Source organism: Kitasatospora sp. NPDC087314 (assembly GCF_044744365.1).
Lineage (GTDB): Bacteria > Actinomycetota > Actinomycetes > Streptomycetales > Streptomycetaceae > Kitasatospora.
The window spans coordinates 24,163-46,125 of sequence record NZ_JBIUYE010000002.1; the positions used below are offsets into that span (position 1 = coordinate 24,163).

Here is a 21,963-nt window from a genome sequence, read left to right on the forward strand (position 1 = left end):
TTGCAACCACGTCAGACCGCCCACCAGCCGGTGCTGTCCGGTGCGAGCACCGTCTCGTCGCCGTCCGCCACCAGCTCCACCGAGGAGAGCAGCAGCTTTCCGGGCGCCGCTATCCGGACCGGCTCGCCCGTGGTGTTCACCGTGCAGACGAAGGAGCCGCGGCGGAACGCCAGGGTGCCCTCGGGGCCGTCCAGCCACTCGACGTCCGTCCCGGCGCCGAGGTCGGCCTGGGAGCGGCGGACGGCGAGCGCGCTGCGGTACAGCTCCAGGGTGGACTCCGGGTCGCCGGCCTGCGCCTCGACGCTCAGCGCAGCCCACTCGGTCGGCTGCGGCAGCCAGGACGGCCCGCCGGCGACCGGGCCGAAGCCGTACGGGGCCTCGGTGCCGGACCACGGGATCGGGACGCGGCAGCCGTCGCGGTAGCCGTCCTGCCCGGCCTTGCGGAAGAACGACGGGTCCTGGCGGACCTCGTCCGGCAGGTCGGTGACGTCCGGAAGGCCGAGTTCCTCGCCCTGGTAGATGTACGCCGAGCCGGGCAGCGCGAGCATCAGCAGGGTGGCGGCGCGGGCACGGCGCAGGCCGAGCTCGCGGTCGCCGGGGGTGCGGATCTGGGTGCCGAGGCCGGGCGGGTTGGCGAAGCGGGTGGCGTGCCGGGTGACGTCGTGGTTGGACAGCACCCAGGTGGTGGGGGCGTCGACCGGACGCATCGAGTCGAGCGAGACGTCGATCACCTCGCGCAGCGCGGCGGCGTCCCAACCAGTGCCCAGGTACTGGAAGTTGAAGGCCTGGTGCAGTTCGTCGGGGCGCACGTAGTTGGCGGTGCGCTGGACGGTCGGGGTCCACGCCTCGGCGACGCCGATCCGCTGGCCCGGGTACTCGTCGAGGATCCGGCGCCAGCTGCGGTAGATCTCGTGCACACCGTCCTGGTCGAAGAACGGCATGACGTCGTTGCCGAGCAGCTTGAGCTGGTCCGAACCGCCGAGGTCGGGGAGGCCCGGGGCCTTGACCAGGCCGTGGGCGACGTCGATGCGGAAGCCGTCGACGCCCATGTCGAGCCAGAACCGCAGGATCGAGCGGAACTCGTCGGCGACGGCCTGGTTCTCCCAGTTGAAGTCGGGCTGCTCGGGGGCGAACAGGTGCAGGTACCAGTCGCCGGGGGTGCCGTCCGGGTTCTCGGTGCGGGTCCAGGCCGGGCCGCCGAAGATGGACTCCCAGTCGTTGGGCGGCAGTTCGCCGCTCTCGCCCTTGCCCGGGCGGAAGTGGTAGCGCTCGCGCAGCGGGGACGCGGGGCCCTCGCGCAGGGCGCGCTGGAACCACTCGTGCTGGTCCGAGGAGTGGTTGGGGACGAGGTCGACGATGATCCGCAGCCCCAGCTGGTGGGCGTCCCGGATGAGCGCGTCGGCGTCCAGCAGGGTGCCGAACATCGGGTCCACGGCGCGGTAGTCGGCGACGTCGTAGCCGGCGTCCGCCTGCGGCGAGGCGTAGAACGGCGAGAGCCAGACCGCGTCCACGCCGAGGTCGCGCAGGTACGGCAGGCGGCTGCGGATGCCGGGCAGGTCGCCCATGCCGTCGCCGTTGGAGTCGGCGAAGCTGCGCGGGTACACCTGGTAGATGACCGCGTCCCGCCACCAGCCTCTGGACGCCCCGCCCGTCGCAGGAGCCGGGGTGACCGCCTCGTGAGCGGTGGCGTCGGCGGCAGGCCGGGAGGTGTCGGCCAGGTTCTGGGTCATGGACGGTATCCCTTGGGGACTAGAGGAGCGAGGAGCGTTACGACTTGGAGGCACCGGCGGTCAGACCGGTGACCAGGTGGCGCTGCACCAGGTAGAAGAAGACCGAGGACGGGATCGCGATCAGCACGGCGGTCGCCGCCATGAAGTTCCACTGCGCGTCGTGCTCACTGACGAAGGTCTGCAGGCCGACGGCCAGCGTGTACTTGTCGGAGCTGAGCATGAACGTGGAGGCGAAGGCCACCTCCGCCCAGGCGGTGAGGAAGGAGTAGAACGCGGCCACCGCCAGGCCCGGCCGGGCGAGCGGCAGGACCAGCCGCCAGAAGGTGCCGATCGGGGTGAGCCCGTCGACCCGGCCGGCTTCGTCGATCTCCACCGGGATGGTGTCGAAGTAGCCCTTCAGGAGCCAGGCGCAGTACGGCACGGTGGTGGTCGAGTAGACCAGGATCAGGCCGAGGTAGCCGTCCAGCAGGCCGAGGTCGGACAGGATCGTGTACATCGGCACGATCAGCACCGCGATCGGGAACATCTGGGTGACCAGCAGCGACCACATCAGCGGCTTGTGCCCGGGGAAGCGCATCCGGGAGACGGCGTAGCCGGTGGTGGCGGCGACCATGACGCCGAACACCGTGGTGACGCCGGAGACCAGGAAGGAGTTGCCGAACCAGGTGAAGAAGTCGGTGTCAAACAGCACGTGGTGGTAGTTCGACAGGGTCAACTTGCCGAAGATCTCGCCGGGGTGGAGGTAGTCCGTCTTGTCCGGTCCGAGCGAGATGTAGAGGATCCACAGGACCGGGAACAGGGCGACCAGGCTGGCGAGGATCAGGGCGCCGTGGGCCAGTGCCTTGCCCATCGGGCTGCTCTCGCCGCGGCGGCGGGTCTTGGCGGGCCGGGCGGCCGGTACCGGGCTCGCCGGCGGCGCGGGACGTTCGGTGGTGGTGCTCATCGGGGTTACCTGCCTTCGTGGGTCAACTGGGTCCGGGGCCGCGGCCGTTGGCCTGCTGGGGCCGTTGGCCTTGCGGGGCCGTTGGCCTGCTAGCCGTTGGCCTGCTCGTTACGGGCGAGCCAGCGCCGGTAGAAGGCGGTGAAGACGATGAGGATGGACAGCAGGATCACGCCGTACGCGGCGGACTGCGCGTAGTCCCGGGGCTGTTGGCCGAAGCCGAGGCGGTAGGCCCAGGTGACCAGAAGCTGGGCGTCGGAGCCGCCGCTGGTACCGAACAGCAGGAAGATGACGGCGAATTGGTTGAACGTCCAGATCACGCCGAGCAGCACGACGGTCGAGGAGACGGTGCGCAGCCCGGGCAGGGTCACGTGGCGGAACCGCTGCCAGGCGGTGGCGCCGTCCATCTCGGCGGCCTCGTACAGCTCGGCTGGGATCGACTGCAGGCCGCCGAGCAGCGAGATCATCATGAACGGGACGCCGACCCAGGTGTTGACCAGGACCGCGGCCGCCTTCTGCGCCAACGGGTCGTCCAACCAGCCGGGTTCGGGCAGGTGCAGGGCGGAGAGCAGGCCGTTGACGGCGCCGCCGTCGGCGAGCATCAGTCGCCAGGAGAAGACGGTGACGAAGGTCGGCACGGCCCAGGGCAGGATGAGCAGCATCCGGTAGACGGCGCGACCGCGCAGCTTCTGGTTGAGCAGCAGGGCGAGGCCGAGACCGATGGTGTAGTGCAGGACGACGCACAGGACCGTCCAGGTGATGGTCCACACGAAGTGGGACCAGAACCGGTCGTAGGAGCCCGGGCCCCACAGGATGTCGGCGTAGTTGTGGAAGCCGACGAACTTGTAGGTCGCCGGGATGTGGTTGACGCCGATGGTCCGGGCGGAGTTGAGGCTGTTGGCGTCGGTGAGGGTGAGCCAGACGCCCTCGACGAGCGGGTAGATCACCAGGACGCCGAGGACCAGGACCACCGGGGCGATCATCGCGTAGGCGTACCAGTGCTTGGCGTAGGAGCGCTTGACGCGTTCCAGCAGGCCCGGACGCTGCTCGCGCTCCCGGCTGCCCTTGCCGGTGGCGCCCTGCACGGCGACTGACATCGAATGACACCTTCTCGGGGATTCTCGGGGGAGCCCGCCGCCTCAGGTCGGCGACTGCTGGTCCTACGGGTCCTGCCGTCCGGCCCGCCGAGGGTGGCGGGGCGGGGGGTGACCGGGTCACAGGTGACGGAAGACGGACAACAGCTGACAGATAACAGATGATGAAAGTTGTCAGCTGTTATCTGTTCGCTGTGATCTGTCACCCACCCCGTGACGCCACCCCGCTCCCGCCCCGCCGTCGCCAAGGCGATCGCGATCGCGACGGGCCGGACGGCCGGCGGCGACTACTTGGCGAAGCCCGGCAGGAGCTTGGCGTAGTCGGTGGCGACGGTGTTCAGCGCGTCCTGAGTGCCGGTGCCCTGGACGGTCTTGCCGAGGTTGGTGCCGAGCGAGGCGAACAGCGAGCTGTACTCGGGCAGCTCGGGGCGCGGCTTGGCGCTGCCGAGAATGGCCTGGAAGCCCGCGATACCGGGGTCGGCCTTGACGTCGGCGGTGAAGGCGTCCGAGCGGGTCGGCAGGGTGGAGTTCTTCTGCGCGATGAAGGCCTGGCTCTCCGCCGAGGTCATGAAGGCGGCGAACTTCTCGGCGGCGGCCTTGTGGGACTGATCGGCACCGGCGTAGACGGAGATGTTGTGACCGCCGGTGGGCGCACCGGCCTTACCGCTGGAGCCCGCCGGGACGGGGGCGATGCCGAGGTTCTGCTTGTCGGCGAACGCGGCACCCTTGTAGATGTTGGTGATCTCCCAGGGCCCCTGGATGATGGCCGCGACCTTGCCGCTGTTGAAGGCGTCCATCATGTGCGCGTAGGCGTCGGTGGTGACGTCGGCCTTGACCGTGCCGGGCGCGGTGAACATCGACTTGTAGGTCTCGATGGCCTTGACGGCCTCCGGCGAGGAGACGGTGATCTTCTTGCCGGCGGCGTCGACGGTGTCGGTGCCCTCACCGAACAGGAACGGCATCGCGTAGTAGCCGTCCGCGGCCTTCAGCCAGAAGCCGTCGACGCCGGCCTTGTCCTTGAGCGCGGCGGCGTCGGTCTTCAGCTCGTCCCAGGTCTTGGGGGCGTCGGTGATGCCGGCCTTGGCGAACAGGTCCTTGTTGTAGAGCAGGCCCAGGGTGTCGGTGACCAGCGGCACGCCGTACAGCTTGCCGTCGTACTTGGCCTGCTGGATCAGGCTGGACTGGAAGGCGGAAGTGTCGGCGGCGGCCGGGGTGCCGTCGAGCGGCTCCAGGTAGCCGGCCTTGGCGAAGGCGGCGGTCCACCCGACCTCGGAGCGGAACACGTCCGGAGCGCCCTTGGCCCCCATCGCGGTCTGGAGCTTGTTCTGCGCCTGGTCGAACGGGACGTTGACGAAGTCGACCTTGACGTTCGGGTTGGCCGCCTCGAACTTCTTGACCAGTTCCTGGTAGTTCGGCGCCTCGTTGGTGGCGTTCGAGGTGTCCCAGTACGTGAGGGTGACCGGCCCGTCGGCCTTGCCGTTCGAGCTGGAGCCGCTGCTGCCACAGGCAGCCATCGAGACCGCGAGGGCCACAACGAGGGCAGAGGCCGCGATGCCACGCCGCATGAGAACTCCTTGGGAGGGTGGGGGTGCCCGAGATGTTCCGAGGCAGGCGCATAATGGCTGCCTCGTGCCGACCGCACCGTTGCTGCCGTCGGGCTCGGGAAGGAAGTTAACAGCGGCGCAATAGCGACGGAAAGTCCTTGCAGCAAGTTTCTGCAAGAAACAGCGATCGTTACGCCCACGTGTCCTGGACGTAGCCGCACGGTAGTTGACAGCGCGACCAAATGTCCGGGTTCGACCGCTTCGAGTCGATACCGGATGGCCGACACCACCACCATGCGTGGCTGAAAGATGCTTGCAGCAGACTGGACGCATGCGTATCAGATCCGCCACACGGGACGAACTGCCGCTGCTGTGCGAACTGGAACGGGCCGCCGGGGCGCCCTTCGCCGCGATCGGCATGCCGGAGATCGCCCACGACGAACCGCCGGCCCCGCACGAGCTGGCCCACTACCTGGACGAGGGCGTCGCCCTGGTCGCCCTCGCCGAGCCCCCCGGCCTTCCCGGCGACGCCGCCCTGCCCGCTGCCCCGGGTCCGATCGCCGGCTACCTGCTCGCCGAGCCGGTAGCCGGCGCCCTGCACATCGAGCAGGTGTCGGTCCACCCCGACCACGCCCGCCGGGGCATCGGCCGGGCGCTGATCGAGCACCTCGCGGTGGGCACCGACGCCCCCGCGCTCACCCTCACCACCTTCGCCGACGTCCCCTGGAACGCCCCCTACTACGCCCGCTGCGGCTTCCGCCCGCTCGCCGACCACGAAGTCACCCCGGGCCTGCGGGAGATCCGCCGCAAGGAGGCCGAACACGGCCTGGACCGCTGGCCCCGCCTCTGCATGCGCCGGGACCTCTGACAGGACCCGCGCCGGGACCTGTGACAGGACCTGCCCCGTGACCTGTGACAGGACCTGCCCCGTGACCTGGGACGGGACCTGGGACGGGCCTGACGATCCCCGCCAGGCCCGCGACGTTCCCGAAGCGCTCAGCTGACGCCGAGCCGCAGCACCGTGGTCGAGCGGAACGCCTCCCCCGGCCGCAGCACGGTGCTCGGGAACGCCGGGTGGTGCGGGGAGTCCGGGAAGTGCTGGGTCTCCAGCGCGATCCCGGCGAACGGCCCGTAGGGGACGCCACTCGCGCCGGTGACCGCGCCCTGGAACTTGTTGGCCGTGTAGACCTGGACGCCCGGCTCGGTGGTCAGCACCTCCAGGGTGCGGCCGCTGACCGGGTCCTCCAGCAGCGCCGCCCTGGCCGCCGTGCCGTCGGCCGGCCGGGCCCGGAGCACCCAGTTGTGGTCGTAGCCGCCGGGCCCGGCCAGCTGCGGGTGGTCGTCGTGCACTGACTTGCCGATCGGCGTGGCCACGGTGAAGTCGAACGGCGTGCCGGCCACCGGTTCGGTCCGCCCGTACGGGATCTGCCGCTCGTCGGCCGGGGTGTACTCGTCGGCGTCGAGGGTGAGCAGGTGCCCGAGGACGTCGCCGGCGCCCTCACCCGCAAGGTTGAAGTACGCGTGGTTGGTCAGGTTGACCACGGTCGGCTTGCTGGTGACGGCGTGGTAGGCGATCACCAGCTCGCCGGCCTGGTCCAGGGTGTAGGAGACGGTGACGTCCAGGGCGCCGGGAAAGCCCTGGTCGCCGTCCGGGCTGTGCAGCCGCAGCCGCACCCCGCCCTCGATCTGCTCGGCCTCCCACATCCGGTTCGCGAAGCCGTCCGGCCCGCCGTGGATGGTGATGCCGCCACCGGTCGGGGCGAGCGGGTGCTCCTCGCCGTCGATGGTGACCTCGGAGCCGTCGATCCGGTTGGCGTACCGGCCGACCACGGTGCCGTAGTGCCGGGCCGGGCCGAGGATCTGGGCCAGCTTGTCGGTGGAGAGCAGCAGTTGGGCGGGGCGGCCGGCACGGTCCGGCGCGGTGAGGGTGTGCAGGGTCGCGCCGAGGGTGAGCACGCTCGCCTCGTAGGGGCCGGCGGAGAGCGTCCAGCGCTCGATCGCGGCGCCCGCGCCCGAGGGGTCGAGGGGTTCGTGCCGCACGCTGGTGGCCTCGCTCGCCATGGCCTGCTCCTCACTGGCGGTCGCGGTGTGCCCCGACCGCCCGGTTCCGGGTCCGTCCCGGGGACGCCGTGGCGTCCCCCGTGTCCGTCAGCCTAGGGCCGGACAGGCCCTGGCGACGGACACCATCGCAGGAGACGCGCGCCGTCTGCGCGCCCCCGCCCTACGCCTCCGCACGCCCTCGCCTTACGCCTCCGCGCGCCGCGCCCTGCACCGCCGCACGCCCCGCCCTACTCCTCCTCGCACTCGTCGCCCGGCCGGGTGGCCTCGCGCGGCTGTGCCGGCAGTCCGAGGGCGGAGGCCAGGCCGTCCGGCCCGCTGCCCGCTTTGCGGTAGACGGCGGCCAACCGGCGGTTGACCAGACTGAGGTGGACGCCGAGCTCGTCCGCGATCCGCTGCGGCGGCACGCCCTGCACGGCCAGGTTGGCGACCTCCCACTCGGGCTGGCTGAGCGTCTCCAGCGTCTCCCGGAAGTCGCGCAGCCCCAGCCGGTTGGGCCGCAGGCCGTAGTTGGCCAGCTCCCGCCGCGCCTGCTCGACGAGTCCCTCGGCCGAGCAGTGCTGGGCCAGCTCGATGCCCTGGTACAGGTGCTCCTGCGCGTCCTCCAACCGCCCGACCCGGCGCAGCGCGGCGCCGAGGTCGACCAGCGCGACGGCGTGCTCGTACCCGGCCGGCGACTGCCCGAGGTACATCACGGCCTGCTCCAGCAGCTCGACCGCCTGCTGCCCGTCCTCGATCTGGGCGTTCAGCCGCAGTGCGGTGCCGATCGCCGAGGCGGTGCCGAAGGTGCGCGCGTCCTGGACGGCCTTCTGGGCGTACTCGCGGGCGCGGTCGGGCTCGTCCGCGGCCAGCGCGATGGCCAGGTGGCCGGCCCAGGGCGCCCAGACGGTGTTGTGCCAGCCTCGGGCCTCCAGCTGGGCGCCGGCCTCGGTGAGCGCGGCGGCCGCTCCGGCGTGGCGCTTCTTGGCGATCAGCAGCTTGCCGTACAGCGAGGGCGCGTCGGGCAGCACCATGGCGGTCGCGTGGTACGGCGGGTGGAAGCCGAACTCGGCGGCGAGGTCCCAGGCCTCGTCGACCCGGCCGCGGGCGAGCAGGGTGTCCACCAGGACGCCGACGGCGTCCCACGCGAGCGGCAGCTTGGGGCCGATCCGCTCGGACAGTCGCAGCGCGCGGCGCAGGAAGTCCTCGGCCTCGGCGAGCAGGCCGCGGCGGAAGCGCGCCAGGCCCATCAGGAAGTAGGCGAAGCCGCGGTGGGCACCGCTCCACCCGGCCACCTCGAACTGGATGATGGCGTCCGCGAACAGCCGCTCGGCCTGGGCGATGCGGTCGTTGTAGGTGTAGGTGAGGCCGAGCATCGAGGGCAGTTCGAAGCCCCAGGTGCTGTTGGTCCAGCCGAGTCCCTGGGGCAGCCGGCCGGAGTCGAGGACGCTGTCGGCGTAGGTCAGCGCCTCGGCGGAGGGGGCGCCGCGCAGGGTGAGGTCCCAGGCGCGCATCGCGAGGACGGCCCGGTCGGCGGCGTCACGGCCGCTGAGGCTGTCGCACATGGCGCCGAGCCGCGTGGAGCGGCCGGGACCGTCCTCCTCGGACTTGCGGAAGGCGTGCCACATGAACGAGGCGGCCTGGAGCCGGAGCCTGCCGGCCGGGTCGGCGGTCTGCCCGGCCTCGTCCTGGCAGACCAGCGCGGCCTCGCGCAGTTCGCCGCTGTGGGCGAGCACCTCGGAGAGCCGGAAGGTGGCGTCCACCCGCAGCTCGGGGCGCAGCGGCCCCTCGTCGGGGTCGAGGGCGAGTTTGAGCTGGTTGACGGTTGCGCCGGGGTCGGTCAGCAGGGCGGAGCAGCCCAGTTCGTACAGCACCTCGGCGCGGATGTCGTCGGCGGGCGGCTCGTTGAGGGCGCGGTGAAGACAGCGCTGGGCGGCTTCGGGGGCGCCGATCAGCAGGTGTTCGGCGGCGGCGCGGCGCAGTTTGCGGACGGTGCGGTCGTCGCCCTCGCCGGAGAAGGTCTCGACGAGGTGGCGGGAGGCGGCGAGCAGACCGAGTCCGGCGTTCTCGATCTCGGCGGCGGCGACGCCGTGCATACCGGTGCGGGTGGCCTCCGGCATGGTGTTGTAGATCGAGCTGCCGATCAGCGGGTGGACGAATTCGAGGTTTCCGTTGGGGGTCTGGGTCAGCACCCGCTGCTTGCGCAGTTGCTTGATGGAGTCGCGGGCGCCCTCCACGCTCTGGGTGGAGATCCGGGTGGCGAGGTCGACCCGGATGTCGGTGCCGAGCATCGCGCAGGCCCAGGCGAAGCGCAGGGTGGAGGCCCCGAGCCGGTCCACCCAGCTCTTGAGGGTCATTCCGGTGGCGTCGACGGCGAGTTCGCGCAGTTGCTGGGAGTTCTCCTCGACCGGTTCGAGGTCCTGGTCGCGGACCTGGTCGAGCAGGGCGACGGCTTCGAACGGGTTGCCGTTGACGACGTTCCAGAACTCGTAACAGAAGGCGTCCTCGGCCTTGTCGCCGAGTTCGGCGCGGATCATGTCGGTGATGGAGACCAGCGAGAGCCGGTTGAGCTCGTGCTTGCCGGTGGCGCGGCCGAGGACGTCCTTGCGGTGTTGCTGGATCTCGGCCGGCCAGTCGTTCTCGTCCTCCCGGAACGCGAAGACGAGCAGGACGGGCAGTTCGCGGGAGCGGACGGCGAACTGGGTGAGCCAGGAGAGCGACTCGTGGTCGGCCCAGTGCAGGTCGTCGACGATCATCACCAGCGGCGCCCGGCGAGGCGCGAGTTGGGTGAGGACGTAGTCGAGGCCGTCCCGCACGCCCTGGGGGTCGAGGCGGCGGGCGCCGGCCTTGGGCTGCTTGAGGCCCATGGCCGGTCCGACGACCTCCTCCCAGGTGCCCATGACCTGGCGGAACTCGTCGGGCCGCAGGCTGGTGAGGGCGGGCTGGAGGAGTTGGCGCAGCACGTGGTACGGCTCGTTGAACTGGCGTTCGCCGCCGCGGGCGAACAGCACGGTGGCGCCGTCGCGGAGTTTGGCGATCCGTCGGACCTCGTGCAGCAGGCTGGTCTTGCCGATGCCGGGGCGGCCGGAGAAGGCCAGCAGTTCGCCGATCTCGGTGCCGCCGGCCGCGAACGCGCGGCAGAGCTTGTCGACGGCCGCCTCGACGGAGCGCAGTTCGGCGTCGCGGTCGCGCAGCCTGACCCTTGGCGAGGTGCTGTCGCCGTCCCGGCCGGAACCGGATCCCGTCCGAAGTTCGTTTCCCTGCTCGGTCACCGTCGCGCCTCCGCCTCGCCGCTCGCGTCACTGCTCGCATCACTGCTCGTGGAGCCGAGGTTAGCGCTGCGTGGCACTCGTCGTGGGGTAATCGCGCAGGCTGGGGCGGACGGTGAGGGTTCGGACGGTTTGCCAAGGGCAATTGCCCTATACACCTAACGTCCGATCATTGCATCAGATAACCTACGGCCCGCGAGGCGGAGATGATCTTGCGTCACCACCCTCACCCCGGAAGCCTCGCCGCGTCAACTCCCCCCACCCCCAGCACCCGAACCGCTAGCACCCGAACCGCTAGCACCCCCACCCTCCGCTGCACCGGGAGTCCGATGTCTGACGACACCTCACTTCAGATTCCGTTCCCGCACCGCCGCAGTCCGCACGGCCCGCGCGCCGGCGCACTGCACCGCGACTGGCTGGTGCGCCACCCGCTGCTCCCCGATGCCGACCACCCGGGCTACGCCCACTGGGAGGTGGCCGACCTCGCCGCCCTCGGCTACCCGGACGCCGGCCCGGACGAACTCGCCCTCGCCGCGGACCTGATGGGCTTCTACTTCCTCTTCGACGACCAGTTCGACGGCCCGCTCGGCCGCCGGCCCACCGAGGTCGCCCCCATCTGCGAACGGCTGATCGCCGTCCTGCACGGCGCCCGACCCGACCAGGACTCGCCGGTCGAGACCGCCTTCGCCGACCTCTGGGACCGCAGCGTGCGCGGCATGCCCGCCCGCTGGCAGGCCCGCGCCGCGTACAACTGGGAGTGGTACCTGGCCAGTCACCCCGCCGAGGCGGCCGGCCGGATCTCCGCCCGGCCACCCGACCGGGAGGCCTACCTGGTGCTCAGACGGGGCACCGCGGCGATGGAGACCATCTTCGACATGGTCGAACGCCTCGGCCAGTTCGAAGTGCCCGCCGCCGTCCTGCACCACCCGGTCCTGCGTCAACTGCGCCAGCTGGCAGCCGACATACCCTCGCTCAGCAACGACGTCCGGTCGTTCCCGCTGGAGGCCCCGCGCGGCGACGTCAACAACCTGGTGATGATCGTCCAGCGCGAGCGCCGCTGCTCGGCCGAGGAGGCCTGCGCGGTGGTGCTGGAGGAGGCGCAGCTGATGATCGGACGCTGCGGGGAGCTGCACGGCAGACTGCCGGACGTCTACCGGGAGTTGGGCCTGTCCCGGGTCGAGCGGACGATCGCCCAGCGGTACGCGGACGGACTGGTCACCTGGCTCGCCGGCTACCTGTGCTGGGAGTCCCGCACCGGCCGGTACCACGCGGTCTGACGCCTCGCCGGGCCCGGCGGGCGCGCACCCGCCCGTACGACGGCTGGAACGCGCACCCTCCGTGCGGGGCGGACGTACGGACCGTAGCCGCACCAGCGTTCGGCGGCTATCGTGCTCGACGGCAGGCGCCCCGGCGGGCGCCCGCCCCGAGTTGCGTGTCCGCACCCTCCCGCCGGGCCGCCCCGAGCCGGGCGGTCCGGCGCGCCGCCCCCGCCGCGCGGCCCGGGCGGCGCCCGACGTCGCGAGGAGACACCAGAGCATGACGGTCTACCAGCCCCCCGGCACCCCCGGCAGCATCGTCGCCTACCGCTCCCGGTACGAGCACTGGATCGGCGGCGGCTGGACGCCGCCGGTGCGCGGCGAGTACTTCGGCGACCCGACCCCGGTCACCGGCGAGGTGTTCACCGAGGTCGCCCGAGGCACCGCCGAGGACATCGAGGCCGCGCTGGACGCGGCCCACGCCGCCGCCCCCGCCTGGGGCCGCACCCCGCCCGCCGAGCGGGCCCAGGCTCTGCTGCGGATCGCCGACCGGATGGAGGCGAACCTGGAGCCGCTGGCCGTCGCGGAGAGCTGGGAGAACGGCAAGCCGGTGCGCGAGACGCTGGCCGCCGACCTCCCGCTCGCCATCGACCACCTGCGCTACTTCGCCGGCGCGCTGCGCGCCCAGGAGGGCGGCCTCTCCCAGCTGGACGAGGACACCGTGGCCTACCATTTCCACGAGCCGCTGGGCGTGGTCGGCCAGATCATCCCGTGGAACTTCCCGATCCTGATGGCGGTCTGGAAGCTCGCCCCGGCGCTCGCGGCCGGCAACGCGGTGGTGCTCAAGCCCGCCGAGCAGACCCCGGCCTCGGTGCTGCTGTGGGCCGAGCTGACCGCCGACCTGCTGCCGCCCGGCGTACTCAACATCGTCACCGGCTTCGGCGAGGAGGCCGGCGCCCCGCTGGCCGCCAGCAACCGCGTCCGCAAGATCGCCTTCACCGGCGAGACCACCACCGGCCGGCTGATCGCCCGCGCCGCCAGCGACAACCTGATCCCGGTCTCGCTGGAGCTGGGCGGAAAGAGCCCCAACCTGTTCTTCGCGGACGTCGCCGCCGCACCGGACGCCTTCTACGACAAGGCCGTCGAAGGCTTCGCGATGTTCGCCCTCAACCAGGGCGAGGTCTGCACCTGTCCCAGCCGGGCGCTGATCCAGTCCACGGTCTACGAGCGGCTGCTCGCCGACGGCTTGGCGCGGGTGCGCGCGATGCGCCAGGGCGACCCGCTGGACACCGAGACCCAGGTCGGCGCCCAGGCCAGCGCGGAGCAGCTGAAGAAGATCCTCTCCTACTTCGAGATCGGCCAGGCCGAGGGCGCCAAGTTGCTGGCCGGCGGAGAGCGGGCCGACCTCGGCGGCGCCCTGGCCGGCGGCTACTACGTGACGCCGACGGTCTTCGAGGGCGTCAACAGCATGCGGGTCTTCCAGGAGGAGATCTTCGGCCCGGTCGTCTCGGTCACCCGCTTCGAGGACTTCGCCGAGGCGGTCTCCCTCGCCAACGACACCCAGTACGGGCTCGGCGCGGGCGTGTGGACCAGGGACCTCAACACCGCCCACCGCGCCGGACGCGCCATCCAGGCCGGCCGGGTGTGGACCAACTGCTACCACGCCTACCCGGCTCACGCGGCCTTCGGCGGCTACAAGAACTCCGGCATCGGCCGGGAGAACCACAAGGCGCTGCTGGAGCACTACCAGCAGACCAAGAACCTGCTGGTCAGCTACTCCCCCGACGCGGTCGGCTTCTTCTAGCCGCTCCCGTCCCGGCCGCGCCCCCGGCCGGCCGGCCGCGCTCCGGTTCACCGCCGTCTCGCGCCGTCGGGGGCCCTCCGGGGAAACGCGGAGCGGGAGACCGGTTCCGGCCTCCCGCTCCGCCGCCACTCCCCGTGGCCCGCGTCGAGCGCCCGTCCGGACGCCCTTCGCTGCACAACCCCCGATCGGGCAAATCGTCTGTTTCGGGATCTAAGCACATGAATCCGCGATTTTCTCGACGCGCCGCCGACATGCCCGGACACGCCCGACGAACGCCTTAAACAGGACTCCCCGCCTCCTCACCTCCGGGAGTCCCGATGACCATCGCCCCCGCCAAGCTCTCCGACCCCGTCGTGCGCACCTTCGTCACCGCGATCAACGCCGGCGACCGCGAGGCCTTCCTCGACACGCTCACCCCGAGCGCGACCATGTCCGACGACGGCTCCGACCGCGACCTCGTCCAGTGGATCGACAAGGAGATCTTCGGTGTCCGCGGCCGGATGGACGTCCAGACGGAGGCGAACGGCGGCCACTCACTGGTCGCCAACTTCACCAACGACACCTGGGGCGAGATGCGCACCGCCTGGCGCTTCACCGTCGAGCACGGGAAGATCACCCGCTTCGAGACCGGCCAGGCCTGACCTCGGGCGCGCGTCAGCGCGAGGCAGGGGCCTGACCGCCGGCGCGCGTCCGGAACAGGGGCCTGCCCTCAGGCGGAGAGCCCCAGGCACCCCCGCACCGCGCGGATCAGGTTGCGCGAGCGGATGTCGCCGGTGACGCCCGGCTGCATGCCGTTGGTGACGTAGCCGAAGCCCAGCCCGAGCTCCGGGTCGGCGAAGCCCAGCGAGCCGCCCCGGCCCGGGTGGCCGAAGCTCGCCGGAGAGGCCATCGGCGCGGTCGGGCCGTGCCGCCAGAAGCCCAGGCCGAAGGTGGAGTTGACGATCAGCACCCGGTCCGGCCCGTGCACCGCCGGCCCGACCGCGCGGGTCAGCACCTCGGGCCCGAGCAGCGGCGGCAGCAGGGCTCCGGAGCCGTCCGGACGGTCGGCGGCGCCGATCAGCGCCGCGTAGAACCGGGCCAGCGAGCGGGCCGTACCGATGCCGCCCGCGCCGGGGATCTCGGCGGCCTGCACCGCCGGGTCGTTGAGGTCCACCCCGGGGCGGACCGAGGCGAAGGAGCGCGCCGTCAGCGAGGCCGGGTCCTGGTAGGCCTCCCGGACGGACTGCTTGGGCCGCAGCCGCAGCCCGCTCGGCCCGGTCCGGGCCGCCTCCGGGGCGGGCAGGTCGACCAGTCGGCCGACCCGCGGCGCGGCACCGGCCGGCAACCCTATCCACAGGTCCAGTCCGAGCGGCCGGGCGACCTCCTCGGCGAAGAACTGGCCGACCGTGCGCCCGCTTACCCGCCGCACCACCTCACCGACCAACCAGCCGAAGGTGTACGGGTGGTAGCCGTGCGCCGTGCCGGGCTCCCAGGCGGGCGCCTGCGCGGCCACCGCCGCCGCCGCGCGCTCCCAGGTCAGCACGTCCTCCAAGCGCAGCGGCACGTCCAGCGCGGGCACCCCGGCCTGGTGCGACAGCAGCCAGCGCACCGGCACCCCGCCCTTGCCCGCCGCCGCGAACTCGGGCCAGTACGAGGCCACCGGCGCGTCCAGGTCGAGCAGGCCGCGCTCGGCCAGCAGCAGCGCGGTGGTCGCGGTCAAGCCCTTGGTGACCGAGCGCAGCACCTGGGCGGTGTCCGCCGTCCACGGCACCGCCGGCGCGGGTCGTCCGCCGACCTCGGGCCGGGCGTCGCCACCCCACAGGTCGACCACCTTGCGGCCGCGCGCGTACAGCGCGAAGGCCGCGCCCAGTTCGCCGTACTCGTGGAAGTTCCGCGCGAAGGCCTCCCGTACGGGCTCGAACCCCTCGGCCGTCTCGCCCCAGATCTCCACCACCGCGTGCCGCCCTCAGCCTGTCGGTTCCGCTCGTCCGTTCGCGCCCGCTTTCGAAGCGGGCCCGGAAACCCTAACCTGTCGATCATGACCAACCCTGCCGAAGAGCTGCTGGACGTCGTCGACGAGCACGACCGGGTGATCGGGACCGCGGTGCGCGGGGAGGTGTACCGGCGGGGGCTCACCCACCGGTGCGCCTTCATCCTGGTCTCCGACCCGGCCGGGCGGATCTTCGTCCACCGCCGCACCGACACCAAGCTGTTCGCCCCCGGCGCGTACGACATGTTCGTCGGCGGCGTGGTCGGCTCCGGCGAGACGTACGCCGCGGCCGCCGTCCGCGAGGCCGAGGAGGAACTCGGCGTGCACGGGATCGCGCCGCGCCCGCTGTTCAAGTTCCTCTTCCGGCAGGACCGGCTCTCCTGGTGGTGCGACCTGTACGAGGCCCGGTGGGACGGCCCGGTCTCGCCGCAGGAGTCCGAGGTCGCCTGGCACGCCTGGCTCACCCCCGCCGAACTCGCCGACCGCCTCACCCGCGACGACTTCGTCCCCGACGGCCGCGAGGCCTACCGCCGCTACCTGGACCTCCACGCCTCATAGGCCCCGTGGCAGGCGCCGGATAGGGTGGCGCGCATGGCCTCCCGTACGCCGTCGCCGACGGCCGCCCGCGCTGCACGGAACCCCGCACCGGACCGGTCCGCGGCGGGTGAGCGGCCGCGCCGGCGGCTCAGTGTGGACGAGCGGCGCGAGCAGCTGATCGCCGTCGCGCTGGAGCTGTTCAGCCGGCGCCCACCGGAGGAGGTGTCGATCGACGACATCGCCGCCGCCGCGGGCGCCTCCCGGCCGCTGGTGTACCACTACTTCCCCGGCAAGCAGGCGCTGTACGAGGAGTCGCTGCGACGGGCCGGGCGGGAGCTCTCGGCGCGGTTCGAGGAGCCCGCCGACGGGCCGCTGTCCGAGCGGCTGTACCGGGTGATGGGCCGCTACCTGGACTTCGTACAGAGCCACGGGCCCGGCTTCGCGGCGCTGCTGCGCGGCGGCTCGGTGGCGGCCAGCGCGGGCACCTCGGCGGTGATCGACGAGGTGCGCCGGGCCGCCCACGACCAGATCCTCTCCCACCTCGCGTTCCCCTCGCCGAGCCCCGGGCTGCGGCTGACCGTCCGGGCCTGGATCGCCAACGCCGAGATCACCTCGCTGGAGTGGCTGGCCGAGCGCTCGGTGCCGCTGGAGGAACTGCAGTTGCACCTGGTGCAGGAGTTCGTCGCCGCCCTCACCCTCACCGCCGCCCGGGAGCCCGCGCTCGCCGCCGAACTCGGTTCCTTCTTCGCGGACGAGCGACCGGACGGCCCGACCGGTCGCCTGGTGCGGGACCTCACCGGGCTGTTCGCCGTCCCCGGGATCGCCGAGGCGGTCACCACGCTCGCCGTCGCGGCGGTCGGCGAAACGTCCCCGCAGGCCACGGAGGAACCGGACGAGGCCGGCGCCGAGTGATCCGCCGGTTCGGCCCCGACACCGGGCTCTGATAGGAATGAGCAGGGATCCGACGGCCCGCCACCACGGGCGCGCGCGGACCCACCCGAACCAGCGACCGCAGACGCAGCAGAGCGGGGGGCTCATCAGTTGACCCAGGACGTCCAGTTCAGCGCGGAGGCCAACCCCTTCGCAGCGGCGGAGCAGGCATGTGCGACCCTCGGCACGCTCACCGACGCCCTCTTCGACGAGCGCACCTCCCGCCACCCGGCAGCCTCGCTCAGCGCCCTGCGACCGGCCGAACACCCCGCCGCCGAGGCGCTGTTCGGCCTTCCGCTGGCGCCCAACGGCCCGGTGCACTCGGCCGTGGACCGGCTCGGCACGGTGATCACCGCCGGCACGGCCCGCCCCGGCACCGGCGCCCGGGTCGCCGACCGGGTGACCGCCGCCCTGCAGGCCCGCTACGGCGGCGGGGCGGTGCGCGGCGCGATCGCCGACCGGGGCACCACCTCGGCCGCGCTGTTCCAGCTGCCGGTCACCGGCGAGTTCGCCGACCCCAAGCTGCGCCCGCCGTTCGCCCCGGCACTGGCCGCGCTGGCCGCCGGGCAGCACACCCGCCATCCGGTCGAACTGGCCACCGGCGCGGGCGCCGAGGTCCGGCTGGTGGTCCCACCCGGCTTCCACCCGCTGACCTCCCCGGGCGGTCCGGCCGGGGTCTGCGCCCGCACGGTGCCCGCTCCGGCGGGCGGGGCGGACGGCGTCGCCCCGGCCACCGCCGCGGCCGCCGAGGAACTGACGGGACATCTGGCCGAGGTCGCCGAGGAACTGTTCGGCGGCACCGGGCCGGCACCGCGCCGCGACTTCGCGGTCATCTCCGCCACCCTCGCCGACCTGGTCCACGACGCCGGCGCGGTCTACGCGGGCGTCTGCGCCCTGGACGTGGACGGCCGGGCCTCCGACGCCGCCCTCGTCGTCTCACTCGCCCGGCACCCGCTGCCGATCACCGCGCTCGCCACCGAACTGGCCACCGTCCGGCGGCACGCCGAGGTGTGGACGGTCCTGCTGCCGGCCGGGCCGGCCGCCGTCCTGGTCGAGGGGCGGACCGTCCCGGTGCCCGGACCGCTGTCCGCCGACGGGCAACGGCGCTGGGTGGTCACCTCGGCGGTCGAGGCCTTCGTCCCGCTGCCGGACGGCGCCACCGTGCTCTGCGTCCAGCTGTCCACGGCGCAGCCGGAGGACTGGGAGCTGTACACGCAGGCGTTCGCGGAGCTGCTGAAGAGCGTCCAGTTCGGCTGGGACGGGGAGGCGGCCGGCGCCGTGCCCGTGGCCGTGCCGCTGACCACCGCTGCCACTCCCGTCGAGAAGACGCCGGAGCAGCCGGAGGAGGTGCCGGTGAACCTGCACGGCACGCCGGAGGACGTCCCGCCCGCGGACGTCCGTCCGTCCTCGTCGGTCGCGGAGGCGGCGGTCGCGGAGGCGGCGGTCGCGGAGGCGGCGGTCGACGCCGAACCGGAGGCCGGGGCCCCGCGGAAGGGCACGCCGGTCATGGTGCCCCCGCCGGACTTCAACCCCTTCGCCCCGGAAAGCCTCCCGTCCGCCCCGGGCACCGACCCGGCCACCCCGGCCGCCGACCCGTTCGGCACGGTGACGGCGGACAAGCCGGACCCGTTCGGCACCATGCTCGCGGCGCAGGGCCCGGCCGTCCCGCCGCCGCCCTCCACCCCGCCGGTCGTGCCCGCGCCGGCTGCCTCCACGGAGGACGCCCCGCGGAAGGGCACGCCGGTCATGGTGCCCCCGCCGGACTTCAACCCCTTCGCCCCGGAAAGCCTCCCGTCCACCCCGGGCACCGACCCGGAGGAAGAAGCGGCGACGGATTCGGGCCCGGAGACCAGCCCCTTCGGCTGAACCGCGCCCGGGCGGGCGGACGGCGGCGGACAACCGACGGCGAACAGATAACAGCTGACAGATAACAGATTTCAGATTTTGTCAGCTGTCAGCCGTCGGTCCACCCCCGGCCGTCACCCCGCACCTGACGGTAGAGCGACATGGTCGCGGCGGCCATCGCCACGCCCCGCTCCCGGGCGATCCGCCGGGTCGACGGCGACGGCACCCGCGTCCCCGGCGCCACAGCACCGCACCAGTGCGCCACCACGCCGAGGCCAACAGCCGCCGCCCGGCCCATCCCGCCAACTGGCGCAGACCCACCACGAGTTGGCGGCAACAGGAGCGACGCGCCCAAACGCCGCAGACAACGGCCAGGCACGGCAGGCCAGTTGGCGCATTGGCGCGCCCCGCGCAATCAGCCCGCGCGCCGCGCCAGGTGGACCACGTCCGGCACACCCCGGCTGACCGGGATCTCGTGCGTGACGACGCCCGAGAAGCCCGCCGCACGCAGCGCCTCCTCGAACTCCGCGGAGGGCTGCGCGCTCCACACCGCCAGCACCCCGCCCGGCTGAAGCCGCTGCCAGAGCACGGCGAGCCCGTCGGCGCCGTACAACCCGGCGTTGGAGTCGGTCACGGTCCAGTCCGGGCCGTTGTCGATGTCCAGGCACAGCGCGTGGTAGCGCTCGCCGTCGGCCGCCGCCAGGTACTCCAGCAGGTCGGTGTGGAGGATCCGGACCCGCTCGTCCTCCAGCGCGCCGTCGGAGAAGGCACCGAGCGGCCCGTTCCGGTGCCAGTCGATGATGGCGCTCTCGCGCTCGACGATGGCGATCCGCCCCCAGCGCGACTCGGCCACCGCGTACGCCAGCGAGAAGCCGACGCCGAGGCCCCCGATCAGCACCGAGGGTCGCTCGACGGGGGTGCCGGTACGGTCCAGCTCGTCCAACGCCGCCTGGATCAGCAGGCGTTCGGAGCGGCCGTCGGCGGTGTCCATCAGAAAACACCCGTTGGCGATGATCTCGAAGTGCCGACCACGCTGGCGCAGGACCACCTCGCCGAACGGGCCGTCCCGCCGGTCGAGCGTGACGACGGCCTCGTGAGCGTCCCGTTCGGGCAGTGCGGTGGACATGCGTGTTCCTCAGCGGACTCGGGTGCAGGAGCCGTCCCGGCGGACGAGTACCCGCCCGACAATAGCCGAGTCCGCCCCCGCGCCGGTCACATCGTGACCAGCACCCCCGCGTACGAGACGCCCGCGACGACCACCCAGGAGCCGAGCCCGAGCAGGGCGAGCCGCCCGCCGGTGCGGACCATGGTGGGCAGGTGCACGGCGCTGCCGAGGCCGAACAGCGCGGCGGCCAGCAGCAGTTCCTGGGCGTCCCCGGCGAGCGTGAGCGCCCGCTCCGGCAGCACCCCGGTGGTCCGCAGGACGATCATCGCGAGGAACCCGGCCACGAACAGCGGGACGATCGGCGGGCGACGACCGCTCTCGACCGGGCTCCCGGAGCCACCGGTGTCCGCCGCGTCCGGCCCGGCGGCGTTCCCCCCGTCCCGCCGCGCCCTGCGCCGCACCCCGACCGCCACCCCGGCGACCAGCGGCGCCAGCAGCACCACCCGCATCAGCTTGACCAGGACGGCCTCGCGCAGCGCGCCCACCCCGCCGGTCTGCGCGGTGGCGACCACCTGCCCGACGTCGTGCACGCTCGCGCCGACCCACCGCCCGAACTCCACCTCGCCGAGCCCGAGCGGGTGCTGGAGCAGCGGCAGTACGGCGATCGCGAGCGTCCCGCACAGGGTGACCAGCGCGACCGAGGAGGCGACGTCCTCCTCCTCGCTGCCGGCCGCCTGGCTGACCGCACCGATCGCCGAGGCCCCGCAGATCGAGTACCCGGTGGCGACCAGCAGCGGCTGGTCCCCGGGCAGGCCGAGCCGGCGGCCCAGCCAGAGCGTGCCGGCGAAGGTGGCCGCGACCACCGCGAGCACCATGGCGACGGTGGCCCAGCCGAGGCCGAGCACGTCGTCCAGGCTGAGTTTGAGCCCGAGCAGGACGATCCCGAGCCGCATCAGCCGCTTGCCGGCCGTGGACAGCCCGGGCCGGGCCACCCCGCGTACCACCGGGCGCAGCCCGGGCAGGTGCGCGGCCGCCATGCCGAGCACGACGGCGGCGGTGAGCTTGGGCACGGCGGGCACGGCCGCGTGGACGCCGATCGCGGCGGCCACCCCGGCGGCGGCGAGCAGCAGTCCGGGGGCGTCCCCACCGAGCGGGGGCAGTGAGCGGGTGCGCGTGGCGCGCTCCCGGAGGGTCAGTGCCACGCCGTCCTCACTGCTGCTGGTCGGCGGGCAGCCGGTAGACCCGCCGGATGCTGGTGCCGAGCCGCGAGACGTCCGCGCCGTACACGTGGATGGAGATGGCGGTGCTGCTACAGGCGTTGCGCACCAGGTGGATGTCGCCGGGCGGGGCGAAGGCGGCGACGGTGCCGGCCGGGCCGGCCACGTGCTCGGTCTCGACCAGCCGGGCGGTGCGGCCGTCGGAGACCAGCCGGTAGCGGGTCTCGCTCTCCTGGCCGCGGTGGACACCGGCCACGCACCAGGAGACGTGGTCGTGGATCGGGGTCTGCTGGCCGGGCAGCCAGACCAGGGCGACGACGGAGAAGCTGCCGTCCTCCTCGGCGTGCAGGACGTGCTGGCGGTAGCGCTGCGGGTCGCCCTCGCACTGGGCGGGGGTGAGCAGCGCGTCAGGCCCGTCGGGGTCGGCGTGCAGGTGCGGCGCGAGGCGTTCGCCGACCAGGTAGGCGGTGAGTTCCGGGGGCAGTCCGCGGTCCACGACGGCACGGATCTCGCCGATCAGGGCGCCCATCCGCTCGGTGAGTCGGTCGCTGCCGACCGTGGCTGAGGGTGTCATGCCAGCAGGTTCGGGCGCATACACCTATCACGTCCAACGAGGGTTCTTAAGCCCTCCCCCAAATCCAGCTTATGAATCGACGGCACTCAGCCGCAGCCCCGGCCACCCACCG

General features: G+C 72.8%; 17 protein-coding genes. 7 read left to right on the forward strand and 10 right to left on the reverse strand.

What is annotated here, in order from left to right; genetic code table 11:
* Positions 1-11: 11 nt before the first annotated feature.
* The 4 genes from ACIO5E_RS04025 to ACIO5E_RS04040 form a co-directional block, all read right to left on the reverse strand.
* Positions 12-1,730, reverse strand: coding sequence for a glycoside hydrolase family 13 protein (locus tag ACIO5E_RS04025; RefSeq protein WP_400663528.1), 1,719 nt, complete (start codon positions 1,728-1,730; stop codon positions 12-14).
* A 37-nt stretch (positions 1,731-1,767) separates the two neighbouring features.
* The gene (locus ACIO5E_RS04030; RefSeq protein WP_400663531.1) at positions 1,768-2,673 is read right to left on the reverse strand and encodes a sugar ABC transporter permease; all 906 of its coding nucleotides are present in this window, start codon (positions 2,671-2,673) and stop codon (positions 1,768-1,770) included.
* A gap of 89 nt (positions 2,674-2,762) precedes the next feature.
* Positions 2,763-3,767 carry a carbohydrate ABC transporter permease gene (locus tag ACIO5E_RS04035; protein WP_400663534.1) on the reverse strand — a complete coding sequence of 335 codons (1,005 nt, stop codon included), beginning with the start codon at positions 3,765-3,767 and terminating at the stop codon, positions 2,763-2,765.
* 284 nt (positions 3,768-4,051) lie between these two features.
* Entirely contained in the window at positions 4,052-5,329 is a 1,278-nt protein-coding gene (locus ACIO5E_RS04040; RefSeq protein WP_400663537.1) for an extracellular solute-binding protein, read from the reverse strand.
* A gap of 310 nt (positions 5,330-5,639) precedes the next feature.
* Here ACIO5E_RS04040 and ACIO5E_RS04045 point away from each other — a divergent pair, with 310 nt between their 5' ends.
* Entirely contained in the window at positions 5,640-6,176 is a 537-nt protein-coding gene (locus ACIO5E_RS04045; RefSeq protein ID WP_400663540.1) for a GNAT family N-acetyltransferase, read from the forward strand.
* Positions 6,177-6,304: 128 nt separating this feature from the next.
* On the opposite strand, the gene ACIO5E_RS04050 is transcribed toward ACIO5E_RS04045, so the two are convergent.
* Together ACIO5E_RS04050 and ACIO5E_RS04055 are read right to left on the reverse strand one after the other, a co-directional pair.
* A complete protein-coding gene (locus ACIO5E_RS04050) occupies positions 6,305-7,369 on the reverse strand; it encodes an aldose epimerase family protein (protein WP_400663543.1) in 1,065 nt (354 codons plus the stop codon).
* A gap of 227 nt (positions 7,370-7,596) precedes the next feature.
* Positions 7,597-10,617 (reverse strand): ATP-binding protein, encoded by a 3,021-nt coding sequence (locus ACIO5E_RS04055; RefSeq protein ID WP_400663546.1) that lies wholly within the window; start codon positions 10,615-10,617, stop codon positions 7,597-7,599.
* A gap of 326 nt (positions 10,618-10,943) precedes the next feature.
* On the opposite strand from ACIO5E_RS04055, the gene ACIO5E_RS04060 reads away from it, so the two are divergent.
* The 3 genes from ACIO5E_RS04060 to ACIO5E_RS04070 all read left to right on the forward strand — a co-directional run bounded on the left by ACIO5E_RS04060 (position 10,944) and on the right by ACIO5E_RS04070 (position 14,315).
* Positions 10,944-11,891, forward strand: coding sequence for a terpene cyclase (locus ACIO5E_RS04060; RefSeq protein ID WP_400663548.1), 948 nt, complete (start codon positions 10,944-10,946; stop codon positions 11,889-11,891).
* Between the two features lie 259 nt (positions 11,892-12,150).
* Complete coding sequence (locus ACIO5E_RS04065) at positions 12,151-13,674, forward strand: aldehyde dehydrogenase family protein (protein ID WP_400663550.1); 1,524 nt, start codon at positions 12,151-12,153, stop codon at positions 13,672-13,674.
* Between the two features lie 317 nt (positions 13,675-13,991).
* Positions 13,992-14,315 (forward strand): nuclear transport factor 2 family protein, encoded by a 324-nt coding sequence (locus tag ACIO5E_RS04070; RefSeq protein ID WP_400663552.1) that lies wholly within the window; start codon positions 13,992-13,994, stop codon positions 14,313-14,315.
* 68 nt (positions 14,316-14,383) lie between these two features.
* On the opposite strand, the gene ACIO5E_RS04075 is transcribed toward ACIO5E_RS04070, so the two are convergent.
* A complete protein-coding gene (locus tag ACIO5E_RS04075; protein WP_400663555.1) occupies positions 14,384-15,607 on the reverse strand; it encodes a serine hydrolase domain-containing protein in 1,224 nt (407 codons plus the stop codon).
* Positions 15,608-15,691: 84 nt separating this feature from the next.
* Between ACIO5E_RS04075 and ACIO5E_RS04080 the strand changes: the two genes are divergently transcribed.
* From ACIO5E_RS04080 to ACIO5E_RS04090, 3 genes are all read left to right on the forward strand, one after another.
* Complete coding sequence (locus tag ACIO5E_RS04080; protein WP_400663558.1) at positions 15,692-16,201, forward strand: NUDIX hydrolase; 510 nt, start codon at positions 15,692-15,694, stop codon at positions 16,199-16,201.
* 33 nt (positions 16,202-16,234) lie between these two features.
* Complete coding sequence (locus tag ACIO5E_RS04085) at positions 16,235-17,092, forward strand: TetR/AcrR family transcriptional regulator (protein WP_400663560.1); 858 nt, start codon at positions 16,235-16,237, stop codon at positions 17,090-17,092.
* Positions 17,093-17,221: 129 nt separating this feature from the next.
* Positions 17,222-18,976 (forward strand): hypothetical protein, encoded by a 1,755-nt coding sequence (locus tag ACIO5E_RS04090; RefSeq protein WP_400663562.1) that lies wholly within the window; start codon positions 17,222-17,224, stop codon positions 18,974-18,976.
* Between the two features lie 394 nt (positions 18,977-19,370).
* Here ACIO5E_RS04090 and ACIO5E_RS04095 read toward each other — a convergent pair whose 3' ends face one another.
* The 3 genes from ACIO5E_RS04095 to ACIO5E_RS04105 all read right to left on the reverse strand — a co-directional run bounded on the left by ACIO5E_RS04095 (position 19,371) and on the right by ACIO5E_RS04105 (position 21,851).
* Entirely contained in the window at positions 19,371-20,081 is a 711-nt protein-coding gene (locus ACIO5E_RS04095; RefSeq protein ID WP_400663565.1) for a spermidine synthase, read from the reverse strand.
* Between the two features lie 86 nt (positions 20,082-20,167).
* Positions 20,168-21,256 (reverse strand): YeiH family protein, encoded by a 1,089-nt coding sequence (locus ACIO5E_RS04100; RefSeq protein WP_400664405.1) that lies wholly within the window; start codon positions 21,254-21,256, stop codon positions 20,168-20,170.
* A gap of 13 nt (positions 21,257-21,269) precedes the next feature.
* The gene (locus ACIO5E_RS04105; protein WP_400663568.1) at positions 21,270-21,851 is read right to left on the reverse strand and encodes a cysteine dioxygenase; all 582 of its coding nucleotides are present in this window, start codon (positions 21,849-21,851) and stop codon (positions 21,270-21,272) included.
* Positions 21,852-21,963: the final 112 nt, after the last annotated feature.

Bases quoted from the DNA above. Each gene is read 5' to 3' on its own strand.
- ACIO5E_RS04025 (WP_400663528.1), bottom strand. From the start codon at position 1,730: ATGACCCAGAACCTGGCCGACACCTCCCGGCCTGCCGCCGACGCCACC.
- ACIO5E_RS04030 (WP_400663531.1), bottom strand. From the start codon at position 2,673: ATGAGCACCACCACCGAACGTCCCGCGCCGCCGGCGAGCCCGGTACCG.
- ACIO5E_RS04035 (WP_400663534.1), bottom strand. From the start codon at position 3,767: ATGTCAGTCGCCGTGCAGGGCGCCACCGGCAAGGGCAGCCGGGAGCGC.
- ACIO5E_RS04040 (WP_400663537.1), bottom strand. From the start codon at position 5,329: ATGCGGCGTGGCATCGCGGCCTCTGCCCTCGTTGTGGCCCTCGCGGTC.
- ACIO5E_RS04045 (WP_400663540.1), top strand. From the start codon at position 5,640: ATGCGTATCAGATCCGCCACACGGGACGAACTGCCGCTGCTGTGCGAA.
- ACIO5E_RS04050 (WP_400663543.1), bottom strand. From the start codon at position 7,369: ATGGCGAGCGAGGCCACCAGCGTGCGGCACGAACCCCTCGACCCCTCG.
- ACIO5E_RS04060 (WP_400663548.1), top strand. From the start codon at position 10,944: ATGTCTGACGACACCTCACTTCAGATTCCGTTCCCGCACCGCCGCAGT.
- ACIO5E_RS04065 (WP_400663550.1), top strand. From the start codon at position 12,151: ATGACGGTCTACCAGCCCCCCGGCACCCCCGGCAGCATCGTCGCCTAC.
- ACIO5E_RS04070 (WP_400663552.1), top strand. From the start codon at position 13,992: ATGACCATCGCCCCCGCCAAGCTCTCCGACCCCGTCGTGCGCACCTTC.
- ACIO5E_RS04080 (WP_400663558.1), top strand. From the start codon at position 15,692: ATGACCAACCCTGCCGAAGAGCTGCTGGACGTCGTCGACGAGCACGAC.
- ACIO5E_RS04085 (WP_400663560.1), top strand. From the start codon at position 16,235: ATGGCCTCCCGTACGCCGTCGCCGACGGCCGCCCGCGCTGCACGGAAC.
- ACIO5E_RS04095 (WP_400663565.1), bottom strand. From the start codon at position 20,081: ATGTCCACCGCACTGCCCGAACGGGACGCTCACGAGGCCGTCGTCACG.
- ACIO5E_RS04105 (WP_400663568.1), bottom strand. From the start codon at position 21,851: ATGACACCCTCAGCCACGGTCGGCAGCGACCGACTCACCGAGCGGATG.